At 61.9% G+C, this 17851-nt stretch carries 12 protein-coding genes and 3 pseudogenes; 6 read left to right on the forward strand and 9 right to left on the reverse strand.

Annotation, left to right across the window (positions count from 1 at the left end):
• Positions 1-167 precede the first annotated feature (167 nt).
• A complete protein-coding gene (locus DLM46_RS06125) occupies positions 168-2807 on the forward strand; it encodes an AsmA family protein (protein ID WP_115099866.1) in 2640 nt (879 codons plus the stop codon).
• Positions 2808-2853: 46 nt separating this feature from the next.
• Here the strand turns inward: DLM46_RS06125 and DLM46_RS06130 are convergent, their stop codons facing one another.
• Positions 2854-3348 carry a hypothetical protein gene (locus DLM46_RS06130; RefSeq protein ID WP_115099867.1) on the reverse strand — a complete coding sequence of 165 codons (495 nt, stop codon included), beginning with the start codon at positions 3346-3348 and terminating at the stop codon, positions 2854-2856.
• Between the two features lie 392 nt (positions 3349-3740).
• On the opposite strand from DLM46_RS06130, the gene DLM46_RS06140 reads away from it, so the two are divergent.
• The 3 genes from DLM46_RS06140 to DLM46_RS06150 all read left to right on the forward strand — a co-directional run bounded on the left by DLM46_RS06140 (position 3741) and on the right by DLM46_RS06150 (position 7959).
• Entirely contained in the window at positions 3741-5351 is a 1611-nt protein-coding gene (locus tag DLM46_RS06140) for a sensor histidine kinase (protein WP_115099869.1), read from the forward strand.
• A gap of 66 nt (positions 5352-5417) precedes the next feature.
• The gene (locus DLM46_RS06145) at positions 5418-5897 is read left to right on the forward strand and encodes a response regulator (RefSeq protein ID WP_115099870.1); all 480 of its coding nucleotides are present in this window, start codon (positions 5418-5420) and stop codon (positions 5895-5897) included.
• Positions 5898-5973: 76 nt separating this feature from the next.
• Positions 5974-7959 (forward strand): hybrid sensor histidine kinase/response regulator, encoded by a 1986-nt coding sequence (locus DLM46_RS06150; protein ID WP_115099871.1) that lies wholly within the window; start codon positions 5974-5976, stop codon positions 7957-7959.
• 118 nt (positions 7960-8077) lie between these two features.
• Here DLM46_RS06150 and mscL read toward each other — a convergent pair whose 3' ends face one another.
• From mscL to mfd, 4 genes are all read right to left on the reverse strand, one after another.
• Positions 8078-8524, reverse strand: a complete 447-nt coding sequence (gene mscL, locus DLM46_RS06155) for a large conductance mechanosensitive channel protein MscL (protein ID WP_115099872.1) — start codon at positions 8522-8524, stop codon at positions 8078-8080.
• A gap of 110 nt (positions 8525-8634) precedes the next feature.
• The gene (locus tag DLM46_RS06160; protein ID WP_115099873.1) at positions 8635-9669 is read right to left on the reverse strand and encodes a threonine/serine dehydratase family protein; all 1035 of its coding nucleotides are present in this window, start codon (positions 9667-9669) and stop codon (positions 8635-8637) included.
• Positions 9670-9758: 89 nt separating this feature from the next.
• Positions 9759-10991 carry an acetylornithine deacetylase gene (gene argE / locus DLM46_RS06165; RefSeq protein ID WP_115099874.1) on the reverse strand — a complete coding sequence of 411 codons (1233 nt, stop codon included), beginning with the start codon at positions 10989-10991 and terminating at the stop codon, positions 9759-9761.
• Between the two features lie 153 nt (positions 10992-11144).
• Positions 11145-14627, reverse strand: coding sequence for a transcription-repair coupling factor (gene mfd, locus DLM46_RS06170; protein ID WP_115099875.1), 3483 nt, complete (start codon positions 14625-14627; stop codon positions 11145-11147).
• A gap of 121 nt (positions 14628-14748) precedes the next feature.
• On the opposite strand from mfd, the gene ispD reads away from it, so the two are divergent.
• Together ispD and ispF are read left to right on the forward strand one after the other, a co-directional pair.
• Complete coding sequence (gene ispD, locus DLM46_RS06175; RefSeq protein ID WP_115099876.1) at positions 14749-15462, forward strand: 2-C-methyl-D-erythritol 4-phosphate cytidylyltransferase; 714 nt, start codon at positions 14749-14751, stop codon at positions 15460-15462.
• Positions 15463-15499: 37 nt separating this feature from the next.
• Positions 15500-15979, forward strand: a complete 480-nt coding sequence (gene ispF / locus DLM46_RS06180) for a 2-C-methyl-D-erythritol 2,4-cyclodiphosphate synthase (RefSeq protein ID WP_115099877.1) — start codon at positions 15500-15502, stop codon at positions 15977-15979.
• Between the two features lie 92 nt (positions 15980-16071).
• Here the strand turns inward: ispF and DLM46_RS40050 are convergent.
• The 4 genes and pseudogenes from DLM46_RS40050 to DLM46_RS06200 form a co-directional block, all read right to left on the reverse strand.
• A pseudogene (locus tag DLM46_RS40050) lies at positions 16072-16152 on the reverse strand (carboxymuconolactone decarboxylase family protein); the annotation flags it as partial.
• A gap of 75 nt (positions 16153-16227) precedes the next feature.
• Entirely contained in the window at positions 16228-16776 is a 549-nt protein-coding gene (locus DLM46_RS06190) for a peroxiredoxin (RefSeq protein WP_115099878.1), read from the reverse strand.
• Between the two features lie 158 nt (positions 16777-16934).
• Positions 16935-17096: pseudogene (locus DLM46_RS06195) on the reverse strand (IS630 family transposase); the annotation flags it as partial.
• 210 nt (positions 17097-17306) lie between these two features.
• Positions 17307-17468 (reverse strand): annotated as a pseudogene (locus DLM46_RS06200) (transposase); the annotation flags it as partial.
• Between the last annotated feature and the right edge of the window lie 383 nt (positions 17469-17851).

Here is a 17851-nt window from a genome sequence, read left to right on the forward strand (position 1 = left end):
TGAAATCGTGGTGGGATTTTGCATTTTTGAAGCACTGCCGTGACGCTGCCGTGACCTTCCCGTTGCGCGCTACGTGCACCCGAGCCGTGCGGCATGATAAAACGACAACTATCAGGCACGATACGTGCTCTCAGTTGTATAACCAAGAAGAAATCGCGGAGCCCTCAATGGCAATGTCGAGCACAATCGGACGACGGATCGGGAAAATCATCGCATGGCTGATGGGGATCATCGTTGTTCTGATTGCTGCGCTGGCGGTTTTTATCCTGACCTTTGACTGGAACCGGGCTCGACCGTGGGTCAACGACAAAGTCACCCAGGCGATCGGCCGGCCGTTCGCGATCACCGGCGATCTGAAGGTTGGGTGGCGGCATCCGGTGGGCGAGACCGGTTGGCGGGGCTGGGTGCCCTGGCCGCGTTTCTCCGCGGCCAACATCACGGTGGGCAATCCGGACTGGAGCAAACAGCCGCACTTCGCGACGCTCGACGAGATCGATTTCGAGGTCAAGGTCTTGCCGCTCGTTGCGCGCGAGATCGTGATTCCCGCGATCAACCTCGTGAATCCTTCGGTCGACCTCGAGCGCCTGCTCGACGGGCGCAATAACTGGACCTTCAAATTGCCCGCTTCGACCGGGCCTTCGGAATGGAAGCTCGATCTGCACGACATCGCGCTTGCGCAGGGCAGCGTCGTGCTGTCGGACCAGCAGAAGAAGATCGAGATGCAGGCCGTCATCGATACGCTCGGCCAACCGATTCCGATCGGCGAGGCGATGAAGCAGCAGGAAGCGGCGTCGCGCAGCGCGTCGGCGGAAGCGCTCGGCAAGGCGGGCGCGAGCAAGCTTGCCGCGCAGGTTGAAGCGGCTGCGGCGTCCGAGGCGGCGGCCGCGTCCGCGGCGGCGGCTTCCGGCGCTTCGCCGGCGGATGTCAATGCTTCGGGGGCGAAGGCAGGTACTGGAGCCTCGGGTGCGCTGGTTGCCGGCGCCTCTAAGGGCGCAGGCGAGGAGGTAAACAAGGGGGCGAGCGGCTCAGCGGCTGCACTGGCGTCGCCCATTAGCGGCACGGCAGGCACGGCAGGCACGGCAAGCACGGCAAGCACGGCAAGCACGGCAGGCACGGCAGGCACGGCAAGCACGGCAAGCACGGCAAGCACGGCAAGCACGGCAAGCACGGCAAGCACGGCAAGCACGGCAGGCGGCCCGGGACCCGCAATTCCGCTGTATGCAATCGGCTGGACCATCAAGGGCACCTACAACAAGACGTCGCTGTCGGGCAGCGGCAAGGTCGGCGGCGTGTTGGCGCTGCAGGATGCGAACCGGCCGTTTCCGGTGCAAGCCGATGTGACGACCGGCGATTTGCATGTCGGCCTGGTGGGCACGATCACCGATCCGGCGCATCTCGCCGCGGTCGATCTGCGTCTCTGGCTAAAAGGCAACAGCATGGCGCGGCTCTATTCGCTGACCGGGGTGACCTTGCCGGAAACGCCGCCGTACGCGACCGAGGGGCGACTCGTCGGCCAGTTCAAGACCGGCGGCAACGTCTTCAAGTATGAGAATTTCACGGGCCGGGTCGGCGGCAGCGATCTGAATGGTTCGCTGACCTATATGGCGCGCGAGCCGCGTCCGCTGTTGCAGGGAGAGATCGTGTCGCATTTGTTGCAATTCGCCGATCTGGCGCCGGCGATCGGCGCGGACTCGAACGCGAGCAAGGCCCGGCGCGGCGACGCGACGCGCCAGCCGGGTAACAAGGCATTGCCGGTCGAAGAATTTCGCACCGACCGCTGGAAGGCAATCGACGCTGACGTGAAATTCACGGGTAACCGCATTGTCAAGGACGTGAACCTGCCGATCACCGATCTGTACACACACGTTGTCCTGACCGACGGTGTGCTGTCGCTTGAGCCGTTGAAATTCGGCGTGGCCGGCGGTTCGCTCGCATCCGACATCCAGCTGGACGGCAGCACGGTGCCGCTCAAGGGACGCTTCTCCACGTCGGCGCGGCATCTGAAGCTCAAGCAATTGTTCCCGAACTTCAAGACGATGCAAAACGCGCTTGGAGAAATCAACGGCGATGCCGCGTTGAGCGCGACCGGCAATTCGCCGGCGGCGTTGGCTGCGACTTCGAACGGCGAGGTGAAGGCGCTGATCACCGACGGCACGGTGAGCCGCCTGTTGATGGAGGCGGCCGGGCTGAACGTGGCGAACGTCGTGTATGAAAAGCTGTTCGGCAATCGCGACGTGAAGATCAACTGCGCCGCGACCGATTTTGTCGCGACCAACGGCGTGCTGAATTCGCGGGTCTTCGCGCTCGATACGGACGATGCGGTGATCGACATCGACGGCGACGTGAGTTTGCGTGACGAATCGATGGACCTTGGCGTGCATCCGCATACCAAGGGTTTCCGGGTGTTTTCGCTGCGCTCGCCGTTGTATGTGAAGGGGACCTTCAAGGATCCCCATGTCGGGGTCAATGCTGCCGCGTTGGCATTGCGAGGCGGCGCCGTTGTCGGGCTTGGATTGATCAATCCGTTTGCCGCGTTGATTCCGTTGCTTGCACCTAGCAATAGTAAGCCGTTGGCTTGTAATCAGTTGCTGTCGCAGGTGCGGCAGGCGCCGACTGCGCCGCCTCCGGGGCAGAAGCAGAAGCCCAAGGCGGCAATTTCACTGGACGGTTTGCCGGGTGCCAAATCGGGTTCTGCGCCTTTTGCGGGTGACAAGAAACCCGCTGGGTTGGCGCCGGATAATCCGCGTAACGCGCCGCGTCATGCACCGGGTAATGCGATTGACGCGGCTGAATATAAGGGGAGTTGAGGTTGACTGTTTGACAGAAACGAAACGCATCCGAAGGGCGAGAACCTTACCTTAACGACCGCGGAGTGGCATCTCCGGCGGCGTCCGTCCGCCTAACCCCGCGGCGCGCGCCACCGATCCGGGTAGCGCCAAATTCCGTCAGGATCTTACCTCTCGCCCGGCTGGCAAAGACCAGAAATCCAAAGCCATCCGCCTCATACCAATACCCGCCATTTTCAAGCCCATCGAGCGGCTGCTCCAGCGCATTGGCAATCGATTCGATGCAACGCCGCCGCAATTCGGCCGGCGCCGGATAAGGAGGCTGCGCACCGCGCACGCTGCACAAGAGCACATCGAGACCAGGCAGCACGTGCGCATAAAGCACCGGTTCGTCCTGCGTGCGAGCGCGCGCAATCTTGGTGTCGAGCTGACCGAATGGTTTGAAATGCCGCAGCACCGCGAGGAACGACTCATCGCCGTCCACCTTCGCGCGTCTACGCTTTTTCGGGAAGGACATAAAAATTCGCCTGAAAAAGAATTGCAAGAAACGCAGCGTCCTCATGCGACAACTCCCGGCTTCGCGCGCCGCACGTCGATCTTTTATAGCATACGACAAGGCCGGATTCACGGTGATTCGACGACGCCGCCGTCACACCGCCTCCCGCACGAATCATGCCGAACCGTCTCGCCGCGCACTTTCGCTTCCCAGCACATCTGTCTCCATCATAGACTCACGCGCTCTCGAAAAAACACTTGTGATCAATAAAAAAGTCATTTTTGTGTGAGCGGGCGCATCTTGCCGCTACGTTGAAATATCTCTCATTCGCGTCGATAATGGCCCGTCCGGCTGCAGCGCGCCGTGCCCGCCGGTCCAGTCCCGCGCGGCCCGGCAGCAGGCCAGGCTGCAAGCCGTCCGCGCGTGCCGCCGCGGCCTGAGTGACCCCTTGGGCGAACATGAAACTTTTTACCAAGGGTCTGCTGCTGATTGCAGTGCCGAGCGTGGTCGAGCTGGCGCTTCTGGGCGTCGTCTTCGATACCCAGGAGCAAACGGCGCAGGCCGCGCAGTGGGTCGCCAACAGCAAGCAGATCCTCTATCAGTCGTCTGCCATCGTCGATCCGCTGCTGCATCAGGCCGCGCGGGTACGCACGGGCATGGTCGTCGGCGACCCGTCGTTTATTGACCGGCATACAGTGTGGGTCGAGCTCGGCGACCGGCTTGCGCACCTCGAGACGCTGGTCGGCGATACGCCGCAGCAAGTCCTGCGGGTGCACCAGATGCAAAAGGCGATCGAAGCGTATCGCGCGCAGACCGCCGCGATCTCGCAGGCCCTGCATACGGGGCGCAGCCTGAGTGCGTTCATTGCACGGGAAAACGGCGCGCTGCCCCAGCAGATCGCACTGTTTCGCGACGAGCTTGCCGCGTTCGTCAACGAAGCGGCGCGGCTCGACGCAGAGCGCGACGCGTCCCTTGCGCGGCGGGGCGAGCGCCAGCAAGACGCGCTGATCGCCGCCGTGATCGGCTCGATGCTGATCTGGGCAGCCACTGCCATGGTGTTCGCGCGCAGCATCGGCCGGCGGCTGGAAGTGCTGACCGATAATGCCGAGCGGCTGGGCAACGGGAGGCCGCTTGCGGCGCCGCTCTCCGGCAACGACGAAATCGCCGCACTCGATGCGGTGCTTCATCAGACGGGCGCCCGTCTGCGCGAAGCGGAAGGCGAGCAGACCTTGCTGAAAGCGCGGCTCGAAGCGCGCGCGCAGGAACTCGCGGGCGTCAACGAGGAGCTGCGCCAGGAGACGCAAGACAACGAAATGTTCATCTATAGCGTGTCGCACGATCTGCGCTCGCCATTGGTGAATCTGCAAGGCTTTTCAAAAGAGTTACAGGTGTCGTGCGACGAACTGCACGGCACCGTCGAGGCGGCCGGCTTGCCGCACGCCGAGCACCGGCGCATGGTGCATATCCTCGACGGCGACGTGCGGGAGTCCTTGCAATATCTGCGTACCGCGGTGACGCGGGCCGCGGCGATCATCGACGCGCTGTTGCGCATTTCGCGCGCCGGCCGGCTCGAATATCAGTGGCAGCGCGTGAGCGTCGGCCGGGTGGTGGGACGAGTGGTCGATGCGCTGCAAGGCGCGATCAGCCAGCGCGCGGCGGTCGTCACCGTGCGCGAGTTGCCGCCCGCGTGGGGAGACCCGGGCGCGATCGAACAGATTTTCAGCAACCTGATCGGCAACGCGCTCAATTATCTCGACCCGGTGCGTCACGGGCGCATCGAGATCGGTGCGCTGGAGCCGGAACCCGTGGACGAACTGGAGCCGCGCGCGCTACGCACCCGTACCTATTACGTGCGCGATAACGGACTTGGAATTCCGGCGGCGTATATGTCGAAGGTGTTCCGTGCGTTTCAGCGTCTGCACGGCGACGTCGCGAGCGGCGAGGGCATCGGGCTCGCGGTGGTGCGGCGGATCGTCGAGCGGCACGGCGGCAGGGTTTGGGTGGAGTCGGCGGAAGGCGCGGGGTCGACCTTTTTCGTCGTGCTGCCGGAACAGCCGGCACGTCGTTGAATTGAGACCAGCAGTGGGAATATCTGGAAGCTGTATGCATAACCAAATCGTCGGTACGGAGGGCATATGAGTCACGGGGAGACGGTCAGCATCGTGCTGATCGAAGATGACGACGGCCATGCAACGCTCGTCGAGCGCAACTTGCGCCGCGCCGGCGTTTCGAACGGCTTCGTGCGTTTTCGCGACGGTCAGCAAGCGCTCGATTATTTCTTCGGCCCGGCGCCGGCCGACGCCTCTACCAGCCCTTATCCGCCGCGCGAAGATCTGACGAATTTCGTCGTGTTGCTGGATCTGAAGATGCCGCGCGTAGATGGTTTCGAGGTGTTGCGGCGCCTGAAAGATTCGCCGCAGACGGCCGCGGTGCCGGTCATCGTCCTGACCACGACCGACGATCCACGCGAAATCGCGCGCTGCTATGAGCTCGGCTGCAACGTCTACATTACCAAGCCGGTTGAATACGATGCGTTCATCGAAGCGGTGCGCCGTCTCGGCTTTTTCCTGCAAGTGGTCAAGCTGCCGTCCGGCCATCGGCTGGCAGCGCCGTGAGGGGCGCCTCATGAAAGGTGACCGAAAGCAGCCATGACAATATCGCTACATCAGACCTAGCCAAAGAAGACTCCGCATGACCGAAGAAGTATCCACGCAGCCCGCCGCGTATGTACTGGTAGTCGATGACGACGAAGGCATCCTGCGGCTTGCGCGCAAGTCGCTCGAGCGCGCCGGCTGCCGCGTGGCGATCTGCGCAGGTGTCGAGTCGGCCCGCGAGCGGCTCGCCGCCGGCTCGCCCGACCTGCTGGTGCTCGACTACCAGTTGAGCGGGCCGGAGACCGGCCTCGATTTTTTTCGCCGCTTGCGCGCTGAAGGTGTGCGGATTCCCGCCATTCTCGTGACCGGTTTCACCGACGAATCCCGCGTGATCGAGGCATTGCGCGCGGGCGTGTCCGACGTGGTGCCCAAGTCCGGCGATTACCTCGATTACCTGCCCGAGGCCGTCGAGCGGGTGCTGTCGCAGGTGCGCCTGCAGAAAGCCTCGGACGAAGCCTTGTTGCTGCGAGATCGCGAACAGCACTACCGGACCTTGTCGGAGGCGTTGCCGCACCTTGTGCTGACCTGCAACGCGGAGGGCGATTGCGATTTTTTCTCGAAGCAATGGTTCGACTACACGGGGCTCGCCGAAAATCGTTCGTACGGCCTCGCTTGGCTCGACGCCGTGCATGCCGACGACCGTGAGGAAATCCGCAGCACCTGGCTCAAGGCGGTGAAGAGCGGCGCCGGCGACTATCGCCACGAACTGCGGATTCGCCGCCATGACGGCGAATTTCGCTGGTTCGATGCCCGCGTGGTCGCCATGCGGGATGCCGACGGCAACGTCACCAAATGGTTCGGCAGTTGCACGGATATTCATCCGCAGCGTGAAGCGATCGAGGAGCGTGAACGGCTGCTCGCGTCGGAACAGGCCGCCCGCCAGACTGCCGAAGAAGCCAATCGCGCGAAAGACCGCTTTCTGGCGATGCTGTCGCATGAATTGCGCACGCCGCTCACACCGGTGCTGGCCGGCGCCAGCGTGCTCGAGATGATCCCCGGTCTGCCCGACCAGGCGCGCGCGAGCGTGCGCATGATTCGTCGCAATGTCGAACTCGAAGCGCGGCTGATCGACGATCTGCTCGACCTCACGCGGGTGGCGAACGGCAAACTGCGTCTGTCGCTGGAAACCGTCGACGTGCACGATGTGCTCGACAGCGTGCTCGAACTGTTTCGCAGCGAGATTCAGGTCAAGCAGCAAGACGTGCACGTGCACAAGAACGCCCAGCACCACTACGTGCTGGCCGACCGCGCACGGCTGCAACAAATGCTGTGGAACCTGATTCGCAACGCCGCGAAGTTCACGCCGGACGGCGGCCATATCTACGTGCGTACACGCGACGAACGCATGCACGTGCAGATCTCGGTTGAAGACACGGGGATCGGCATCGAACCGGAACAGATCGGCAAGCTGTTCAACGCGTTCGAGCAAGGCAACCAGAACATGACGCGGCAGTTCGGCGGTCTCGGCCTCGGTCTCGCGATCACGAAGGCGCTGACTGACGTGCATGGCGGCACGGTGGTTGCGCAAAGCCCGGGCGCGCATTGCGGCGCGACCTTCACGATCACGCTGCCGACCGCCGCGAAACCTGCCGAGGCACCCCTCGTCAGTGCGCCCGCTGAAGTGCATTCGGCCGGCCTTCTGACCATTCTGCTGATCGAAGATCACCTCGATACCGCCGAGGTGATGGCACAGCTGATTCGCAGCCTCGGACACGACGTGACGGTGGTCGGACGCGTGGACGACGCGCTGGCCGCCACCCAGGTGAGCACCTTCGACCTGGTGGTCAGCGACGTAGGCTTGCCCGACGGCACCGGCCTCGATTTCATCAAGGCGTTCCGCGAACATTCGAACGTGCCCGCGATCGCGTTGACAGGCTTCGGCACCGACGAAGACGTGCGCCGTTGTCTGAGCGCCGGTTTCACTTCGCATTTGACCAAGCCGGTCAATTTCGGCCAGCTTGAAACGATGATCGAAAGCGCGGTGAGCCGGAAGGCCGGGAAAGACACCCGGCGCGCCAGTTGATTCACAAGTGTGCTGCGGTTAGGTTGAGTGCACGATAAAAAGGCCTGCTGCGAGTCGATCGCAGCAGGCCTTTTTACTGGACCCGGCAGATGGCGCCTCGCGACGCCAGCTCGAATGCTTAACGCGACGAGTTCTTGAGAGAGTCGCGGATTTCGCGCAGCAGCAGCACGTCTTCCGTCGGCGGCGGCGGCTCGGCCGGTGCGGCCTCAGCCGGCTTGCGCAGATTGTTGATGAACTTGACCATCAGGAAAATGATGAATGCAAGGATCAGAAAGTTGATCAGGACGGTGATGAACGAGCCATAACCGAACACGGCGACGCCCGCCGTCTGCAAGTCTTTATACGACTCCGGGCTGCCCTTGAAGCTGGCCGGAATCGCACCCAGGCGGACAAACTTGTTGGAGAAATCGAGACCGCCGGTGGCGACCCCGACAACAGGCATGATCAGGTCTTTAACAATCGAATTGACGATGGTGGAAAATGCGCCGCCGATAATCACCCCGACGGCTAGATCCATCACGTTGCCCTTGAGGGCAAATTCCTTGAATTCCTTGACCATGCTCATAGAGGATCCCCCTTGAAAATTGATCCCCGAATGATACCAACCTCATAAGGATTGACCAGTCTTTGGGCCGGGAACGGCGTGCTGGATTGTTAATTTGGGTTAATCGGAAACTAAGCCGGAAACTCCGGCGTTAGCGCGCGAGCCCGTTCGATGTGCGCCGCAAAACTGACCGGGTCGGTGTTGGTGCCGCATAGCAGAACGCCCACACGTTTGCCTTGCAGTTTTTCGCGCAGCGGTCCGAGCAGCGCTGCGGTTGCAGCGGCGCAGGCCGGTTCGACGGCCAGCTTAAGTTGACCGAACAAGGTCAGCATGGCCGAGCGCAGTTGGTCGTCGGATACGGTGACGAGCTGGTCGATGTGACGGCGGCATAGTTCGTAGCTGTATTCCTCGGTGTGCGGCGCCATCAGCGAATCGGCGATGCTGTGCATATGGCCCATCTTGACCGTGTGATTGGCGGCGAAGCTCTTGCCCATCGCATCCGAGCCTTCGGGTTCGACGCCGTACACATGCACACGTGGATTCGCTAGCCTCATTGCCGTGGCGACCCCGGCGGCGAGGCCGCCGCCGCCGATCGGCACGATCACCGCTTCGAGGTCGGGCGTTTGCGTGACCCACTCGTAGCCGAGCGTGGCCGACCCCAACACCGTGCGATAGCCGTTGAACGGATGCACGAAGTAGCGGCCTTCCTCCGCCTCGATGCGGCGCACCAGTTCGAAGGCTTCGGCGAGATTTTCCGCGAACACGATCTCGGCACGGTACTGCCGGCACAACGCGACGCGCGCTGGATTGGCGGTGCGGAACAACACCACCTTCGCACTGATGCCAAGCCGCTGCGCCGCGTACGCGACCGCCACCGCATGATTGCCACCCGACACGCAGGTGACGCCCGCGCTGCGTTGCGCTTCGTCGAGCGCGAGCAGGTTGGTGAATGCGCCGCGCGCCTTGAAGCTGCCGCCCGCTTGCAGCAGCTCGAACTTGAAGTTCACCACCGTGCCTTCCAGCGACGGAAAGTCGAGCCGGTCGAACACTGGCGTTCGCGTGACCCACGGCGTCAGCGCGAAATGTTGTGTGGCGATGTCGTCGAGAGTCGGGATCGGCTCGCCGTCGATCGTATGGTCGGTGTGCTGCGGCGTGGCGGTTGACATGGCGTGGGCGTGGTTTTTTGTCGGTATGCGTAGGACTCTTTTCGAGCCGCTCAGTTTCAGGGCGCGCGTGCGTCCCCCAAGGGGACTTCCTACGGGGCGCCGACAGACATGCTGTGAATGAATTTCTGCAAGAAACGCTCGCAGGCGACGAGCTGGTCGAGCGCGACGAATTCGTTCGCCTTGTGCGCCTGCTGGATGTCGCCAGGTCCGCAGACGATGCTCGGAATTCCCGCCAGCGAGAACAGCCCGGCTTCCGTGCCGTACGCTACCTTGCGTTTGTCCTGGTCGGCGGTCAATGCACGCACGAGTTGCGTAATGGCCGCTTGTTCAGACGAATCGAGCCCGGGCGCCGCGGCGATCTTGGTGATCTCGATCGCCGCCGATGGATGCTCGCGCAACATTTTCGGCAGCAGCGTTTCGCGCGCGTATTGGTCGATGCGCGCGAAGATCGGTTCGGGATCGAGCGTGGGCAGATTGCGGAATTCGAACTGGAAACTGCATTCGGCCGGCACCGTGTTGATCGCATTGCCGCCGATGATCGTGCTGGTTTGCGCCGTGGTGAAGGGCACGTCGTACAGCTCGTCGAATGGACCTTGCTCGCGGAACTGGTCGGCCATGTCGCGGATGTAGCAGATCAGGCGCGCGGCGTATTCGATGGCGTTCAAGCCTTTGGGCGTCAGCGACGAATGCGCGGCCTGGCCGCGCACGCAGCATCGATACGCGTTGATGCCTTTGTGCGCGATGATCGGGCGCATGCTGGTGGGCTCGCCGACGATGCAGCCGTCCGGCTTCACGCCGCGCTTCATCAGGTCTGCAATCAGCAGTGGTGCGCCCGCGCAGCCCACTTCTTCATCGAACGAAAGCGCGAGGTGAATCGGCTTGGCGAGTTTGGCGCGCTGCATCTCGGGCACCAGCGCAAGCGCTGCGCCGATGAAGCCTTTCATGTCGCAGGTGCCGCGCCCGTACAGTTTGTCGCCGCGGATTTCCGGCTTGAACGGATCGCTGTCCCATTGCTGACCGTCGACCGGCACGACGTCTGTATGGCCCGACAGCACCACGCCGCCGTTGGTCTCGCCGTCGTGTGCAGGAATCGTCGCGAACAGGTTGGCCCATTTGCCGCTTTCGTCGTGCGTGAGCGTGGCTTCGATACCGGCGGCGCGCAGTTCGTCGCGCACGGTTTCGATCAGGCCGAGATTCGGATTGCGGCTTACCGTGTCCATCGACACGAGGCGGGTGACCCAGGGAAGCGAAACAGGCGAGGCGGTGTTCGATGCGGAGGCGGGGGGGGACGAAGACTGCGCTGATTCAGCGACGTGAGACATGACGGGACTCCAGCATTTGAGTCTTCCGATCATACCCAAAAAAAAGGCAGCCGTATGCTGCGGCAGCCGCGTGCTGCGGCACGCGTTTTGCGCACCGCAGCATGAACGAAAAACGGCTGGACGTAGCGCGTTTTTTAATTGCGCGCGATCGTGTTATCGCGCGACGGCAGCCGCCGCCGTGCCGCGGCTCGGTGAACCGAGCGCGCGCAAGGTTTCCTTCACCGTCGCGACGCGAACCGCCAGATCCGGGCTGCGTGTTTCGATGCGCAACTTGTCCTGACCGGCGAGCTTGATGTGCTTGTGCTTCTGCACCATCTCGATGATCCGCAGCGCGTCGATCGGCGGATTGGGGATGAACTGCAAACCGATCACGGCTTCGCCTGCATCGATCTTCGAAATTCCCAGCGGCTTCGCCGCCAGCCGCAAACGATGCGTCTCCACCAGCGCATGCGCTTGCGGCGGCAACTTGCCGAAGCGGTCGATCAACTCTTCCTGAATACCGTCGATCGAATCGTTGTGTTCGCAGTTCGCGAGGCGCTTGTACAGCGACAGACGCTCCTGCACATCGCCGCAATAGTCCGCGGGCAGAATCGCCGGAGCGTGCAGGTTGATCTCGGTGGTCGCGGCGAGCGGCGCGGTGAGGTCGGGCTCCTTGCCGTCCTTGAGCGCTTTCACGGCGTCGTTCAGCATGTCGGTATAGAGCTGGAAACCGATCTCCTGAATCTCGCCCGATTGCTTGTCGCCGAGCACTTCGCCGGTGCCGCGAATTTCGAGGTCGTGCATCGCCAGATAGAAGCCCGAACCGAGCTCCTCCATCTGCTGGATCGCTTCGAGCCGGCGCTGCGCCTGTTTCGTCAAACCTTGCGGATCGTGCACCAGCAGATACGAATACGCCTGGTGGTGCGAACGGCCCACGCGGCCACGCAACTGATGCAACTGGGCGAGACCGAATTTGTCGGAACGGTGGATCAGGATCGTGTTGGCGCTCGGCACGTCGATACCGGTTTCGATAATCGTCGTGCACAGCAGCACGTTGGCGCGTTGCGCGACGAAGTCACGCATCACGCGTTCGAGTTCGCGCTCGTGCATCTGTCCGTGCGCGACCGCGATTCGCGCTTCGGGCACCAGCGCTTCGAGCATGTGCCGGCGATTCTCGATCGTCTCGACTTCGTTGTGAAGGAAGTAGACCTGGCCGCCGCGCTTCAGCTCGCGCAGCATCGCCTCGCGGATCACGCTCTCTTCCTCGCGACGCACGAAGGTCTTGATCGCGAGGCGCTTTTGCGGCGCGGTGGCGATCACCGAGAAATCGCGCAGACCTTCGAGCGCCATGCCGAGCGTACGCGGAATCGGCGTGGCGGTGAGCGTCAGCACGTCGACTTCAGCGCGCAAGGCCTTCAAGGCTTCCTTCTGGCGCACGCCGAAGCGGTGTTCCTCGTCGATGACCACGAGCCCCAGCCGCTTGAACTGCACATCCGAGGACAGCAGCTTGTGCGTGCCGATCACGATATCGACACTGCCTTCGTTGATCTGCTGGATCGCCGCGTTGACTTCTTTGGTCGACTTGAAGCGCGACAACTCGGCAATCCGTACCGGCCAGTCGGAGAAGCGGTCCGTGAAGGTTTGCGTGTGCTGTTCGGCGAGCAGCGTGGTGGGCGAGAGCAGCGCCACCTGCTTGCCGCCCATCACCGCGATGAATGCCGCGCGCAATGCGACTTCAGTCTTGCCGAAGCCGACGTCGCCGCAAACGAGGCGATCCATCGGTTTGCCGCTCGTCATATCGCCGATCACCGCGGCGATGGCCGCGGCCTGGTCCGGCGTTTCCTCGAAGCCGAAGCTCTCGGCGAACTTCACGTAGTCTTTCGGTTCGAGTGCGAACGCGTGGCCTTCGCGCGCGGCGCGACGGGCGTACAGATTCAGCAGTTCGGCTGCGGTGTCGCGGATCTGCTGGGCGGCTTTGCGCTTCGCCTTTTCCCACTGACCGGAGCCGAGCGAGTGCAAGGGCGCGCTTTCCGGATCGGCGCCGCTGTAGCGCGAGATCACATGCAGTTGCGCGACCGGCACGTACAGTTTGCTTTCCCCGGCGTATTCGAGGTGCAGAAACTCGGTTTCGCCTTCACCGAGATCCATCGTGACGAGGCCCATATAGCGGCCGATGCCGTGCTGCGAATGCACGACCGGATCGCCGACCTTCAGCTCGGACAGGTCGCGCACCATCGAATCGACGTTGCTCGCCTGTTCCTGGCGGCGGCGTCCCGCGCGGCGCGCGAGCGGTCCGTATAGTTCGGTCTCGGTGATGATCGCGATGCCATCTTCCGGCACGGCAAAACCGTTGGCGAGCGGCGCGACGCCCAGCGAAAAACGCGCGTCGCCCGTGAGCCAGTTCTGGAAGCTGTCGCTCGATGCGGGTTTCAGGTGATTGTCGGCCAGCAACTGCAGCAGCGTTTCGCGACGTCCCGCCGATTCCGCGGCGAACAGTACGCGGTTCGGCGTGGTGTCGAGATACGCGCGCAAGGCGGATACGGGATCGTCCGCATGACGGTCGATCGCGAGGTTCGGTAACGCAAGCGACCAGGCGCCGCCTGCGTTCGTGGGCAGCACGAGTCGCGCGAACGGTTTGGCGAAGGTGAAGAAATCCTCGTCCGAGAGGAACAGACGCTGCGGCTCGAGGATCGGCCGGTCGCGATCGTGCGACAGGAAGTTGTGGCGTTGCCTTGTGTCGTTGGTGAAGCGCCGGATCGCCGCGTCCAGATCGCCGACGAAGGCCAGTTGCGCGCCTTCGGGCAGGTAATGGAACAGCGTGGCGGTTTCGTCGAAGAAGAGCGGCAGATAGTATTCGATGCCCGCCGACGGCACGCCGTTGCCGATGTCCTTATAGATCGACGCACGGCTCGGGTCGCCTTCGAAGGTTTCGCGCCAGCGGCTGCGGAAGGCGGTGCGGGCGGCTTCGTCGAACGGGAATTCGCGGCCCGGCAGCATGCGTACGTCCTTGACCGGATAAAGGCTGCGCTGCGTGTCCGGGTCGAATGCGCGAATCGAGTCGACCTGATCGTCGAACAGGTCGATCCGGTACGGCAGCGGCGAGCCCATCGGAAACAGGTCGAGCAGCGAGCCGCGCACGCAGTATTCGCCGGGACGCACCACCTGGCTCACGTGCTCGTAGCCGGCGAGCGTCAACTGCGCCTTGAGCCTGGCCTCGTCGAGCCGCTCGCCTTGCGAGAACGAGAACGTGTAGGCCGCCATGAACGACGCGGGCGGCATCCGGTAGAGGGCCGTGGTGGCGGGCACCAGCAGGATGTCGCAGCGGCCCTCGCCGAGGTCGTGCAGCGTGGCAAGGCGCTCGGACACCAGATCCTGGTGCGGCGAGAAGGTGTCGTAAGGCAGCGTCTCCCAGTCGGGCAGCAGGCGCACGCGTGCCTCGGGGGCGAAGAAGCCGATTTCCTGCGACAGCCGCTGCGCGTCGACGGCGCTTTCGCACACGACCGCCAGCAGCGGCACCTTCTCGCGGTAGGCGAGATGGTAGCGGGCGATCAGCAGCGCGTCGGACGAGCCGTGCGTGCCGTCGAAGGCGAAACGCTGGCCGGCCTTGACGAGCGCGACGGGCGGGGAGTACTGCGATGATGCGGCGATGTCTGGCATAGAAGAGAAAAGGCGGCCTTGGGCTCACACGTGATCGGCAAGTTTACGCGTGTCGGGGCGTGGATGCGAAGGACCTATTATAAAATCCGTCATTTACTTTGACTTCGCGGCATCCGCACTCGTGACTTCCCGTCTATTTGCCCTGATTCCTTGCGCCGGCACCGGCAGCCGTTCCGGCGCCGCGATGCCCAAACAATATCGCACTGTCGCCGGCCGCGATATGTTGCATTACTCGCTGGCCGCGTTCGACGCGTGCAGCGAGTTTGCGCAAACGCTGGTCGTGATTGCGCCTGACGACCAGCACTTCGACGCCCGCCGCTTCGGCGGCTTGCGTTTCGCCGTGCGCCGCTGCGGCGGGGCTTCGCGCCAGGCGTCGGTGCTGAACGGGTTGCACGCGCTGACCGAATTCGGCGCACGCGACGACGATTGGGTGCTGGTGCACGACGCGGCAAGGCCCGGCATTACGCCTGCGCTCATCCGCACGCTGATTGGCGCGTTGAAGGACGACGCGGTGGGCGGAATCATGGCGTTGCCGGTGGCGGATACGTTAAAGCGCATCGACGCCGGCTCGAGCGATGGACGGATTGCCCGCACCGAAGCTCGTGATGGTCTGTGGCAGGCGCAGACGCCGCAGATGTTCCGTATCGGCATGTTGCGCGAGGCGATTCTGCGCGCGCAGGCGGACGGTCACGATTTGACCGACGAAGCGAGCGCGATCGAGTGGCTCGGGCACGCTCCGAAGCTGGTGCAAGGCAGCTTGCGGAACTTCAAGGTCACGTATCCGGAAGATTTCGATCTGGCCGAGGCGATTCTTTGCCGGTCTTCGGCTTCCTGATTCAGGATTTCAATTTTTATTAGCGGACTCGACGCATATGGATTTGAGGATTGGGCAGGGATATGACGTGCATGCGCTGGTGCCGGGGCGTCCGTTGATTATCGGCGGCGTGACGATTCCTTATGAGCGCGGGCTGCTCGGGCATTCGGACGCGGATGTGCTGTTGCATGCCATTACCGACGCTATTTTTGGTGCTGCCGCAATGGGGGATATCGGGCGGCATTTCTCCGACACTGATACCAGGTTCGCTGGCGCGGATAGCCGGGTTTTGCTTCGCGAGTGCTTTGCTCGCGTGAAGGCGGCCGGGTTTTCCATCGCTAATGTCGATAGTAGCGTTGTTGCGCAAGCGCCCAAGCTTGCTCCCCATATCGAGGGGATGCGGGCTAATATCGCTGCCGATCTTGATCTGCCGGTCGAGCGGGTTAACGTCAAGGCCAAGACCAATGAGAAACTTGGTTACCTCGGGAGAGGGGAGGGCATTGAAGCTCAAGCTGTTGTTCTGTTAATCAAGCATTGATTTTTGGGTTGTTGCCTTTGGCATTGATCTTGTTTCGAATGCCAATGCCGTGGGCCTACAGAACAGAACAATCCCGCCGCCGAAGGCAAACCCGCTGGCGTCCCATCGAGGTTAAGCCGAATGTCCTTGGCGTAGTCAGACACGAGCGCTTTAATCGAGGACGGACATTCCATTGATATCTCCTATCCGGTTGTCGATAAAGAAGCCCGCTGGCTCTTTCGGGCTTAGCGGGCGCCCGGCCGCCATGCTTACAGCGTTGCGCCGCGGACTGCGCGATTGGATGGGCACAGTTCGTCCGTTTGCAGACCGTCCAGAATCCGCAGCACTTCTTCCGGGTTACGGCCGACGTTCAGGTTGTTGACCGAAACGTGCTGGATTGTGTTGTCCGGATCGATGATGAACGTTGCGCGCAACGCCACGCCCGCTTCCTTGTCGCGCGCGCCGAGCTGGTCGATCAGTTCGCCTTTCACGTCGCCGAACGAATAGTGGTTGAGCCTGCTCAGGTCCTTGTGCTCACGGCGCCACGCCAGCTTCACGAATTCGTTGTCCACGCTGCCGCCCAGCAACACCGCGTCGCGCTCGTCGAAATCCTTGACCAGCTTGGCGAACTCGACGATTTCCGTCGGACACACGAATGAGAAGTCCTTCGCGTAGAAATAGAGGATCTTCCACTTGCCCGGGAACGACTGCTCCGTGATCTCTTCGAATGCCGACACGCCATTTTCTTCGTAAGTGTTGAAGCCGGGCTTCGCCGCAGTGACGGTGAACGCTTCGAGTTTGTCGCCAACGGTTTTCATTCCGATACTCCTGGGTGTGTTGGAAAAACTGCCTGATCAACCTACCGGTTCATCGTAACGAGTGCGTTACATGGTTTTGACTATAGCTCTATCGAACTGTGATTTAAATAGTCTTTTTCTAACGATCCGGATAGTTATCAAGATTTCCGAAAGAAGCGTCACATAGAGGCATATTGGCATTCAGGCTGGTGAAAGAAAGACTTCACCAGTGCCGGCAACTTTCCGATGCGGCGTAGAGCACCGATGGCCAGTCGCTTCATTTCGTCTTTGGACTGCAAGAGGCGTTTGGCGACGCTGCGCTTCGCGTGGGTCCATACTCTCGCCCGTTTCCATGTCCACCCAGTGAATCTGGAAAACCCGCTTTGCCAGGTCCACGCCAAATGTCCTAGTCTTCATTTCGAGCCCTCCTTACCCCTTGTGGTCGTTTCAACGCCACCACTTTGGCACTCCGATGCCGTCGGGTACAGCGAGGGCTCCGCCGTTTCTGCTGCCCCTCCAGACCCAACGAGGGAGGGAGGCGTCCATTACATCTCATCGGGGTTCAGGTGCGCCGAGTAAGGCGGTAAATAGAACAGCTTCAGGCGTCCCGTCTGCGCCTTCACGAAGTCCTGGATCCGCTTGGCCTTGTGAATCGGATGGCCGTCGCGTACGAGGAACACAGGCTCGCGTGCGCCGGGCATCAGGCGACTGAGTCGCCACGTCGTGTCCTTCACGTACGGCTTTCGCCGCTTGCCGGCGCATCGCCAGCAATATCGCGTGGTCCAGTTTCCGGTCGTCCGATGTGCGTTTCGATTTCATGTGTGTATTGGATCATGAGAATGACAATGCTTTCGAAAAGATTATTAACATTTCCGATAAATTTAATTCGTAATGCATTTTTAAATGTATTTATTTGTTATTTAGTAGTGGGTCGTTTTGGACTTTTACGATTTGGGTGGAACGCTTTCCTTGGTGAAAATGTCATATGGTTTCGTGTTTAATTTGATTTGCCAGAATAAATGCGCGCTGCATTAATTGGTTATCGTTGAATAAATGCGTGCTGCATTAATGGGTTGTCGTTATCGTTGAATATATA

Origin of the sequence: Paraburkholderia lacunae (genome assembly GCF_003353175.1) — a bacterium.
Lineage (GTDB): Bacteria > Pseudomonadota > Gammaproteobacteria > Burkholderiales > Burkholderiaceae > Paraburkholderia > Paraburkholderia lacunae.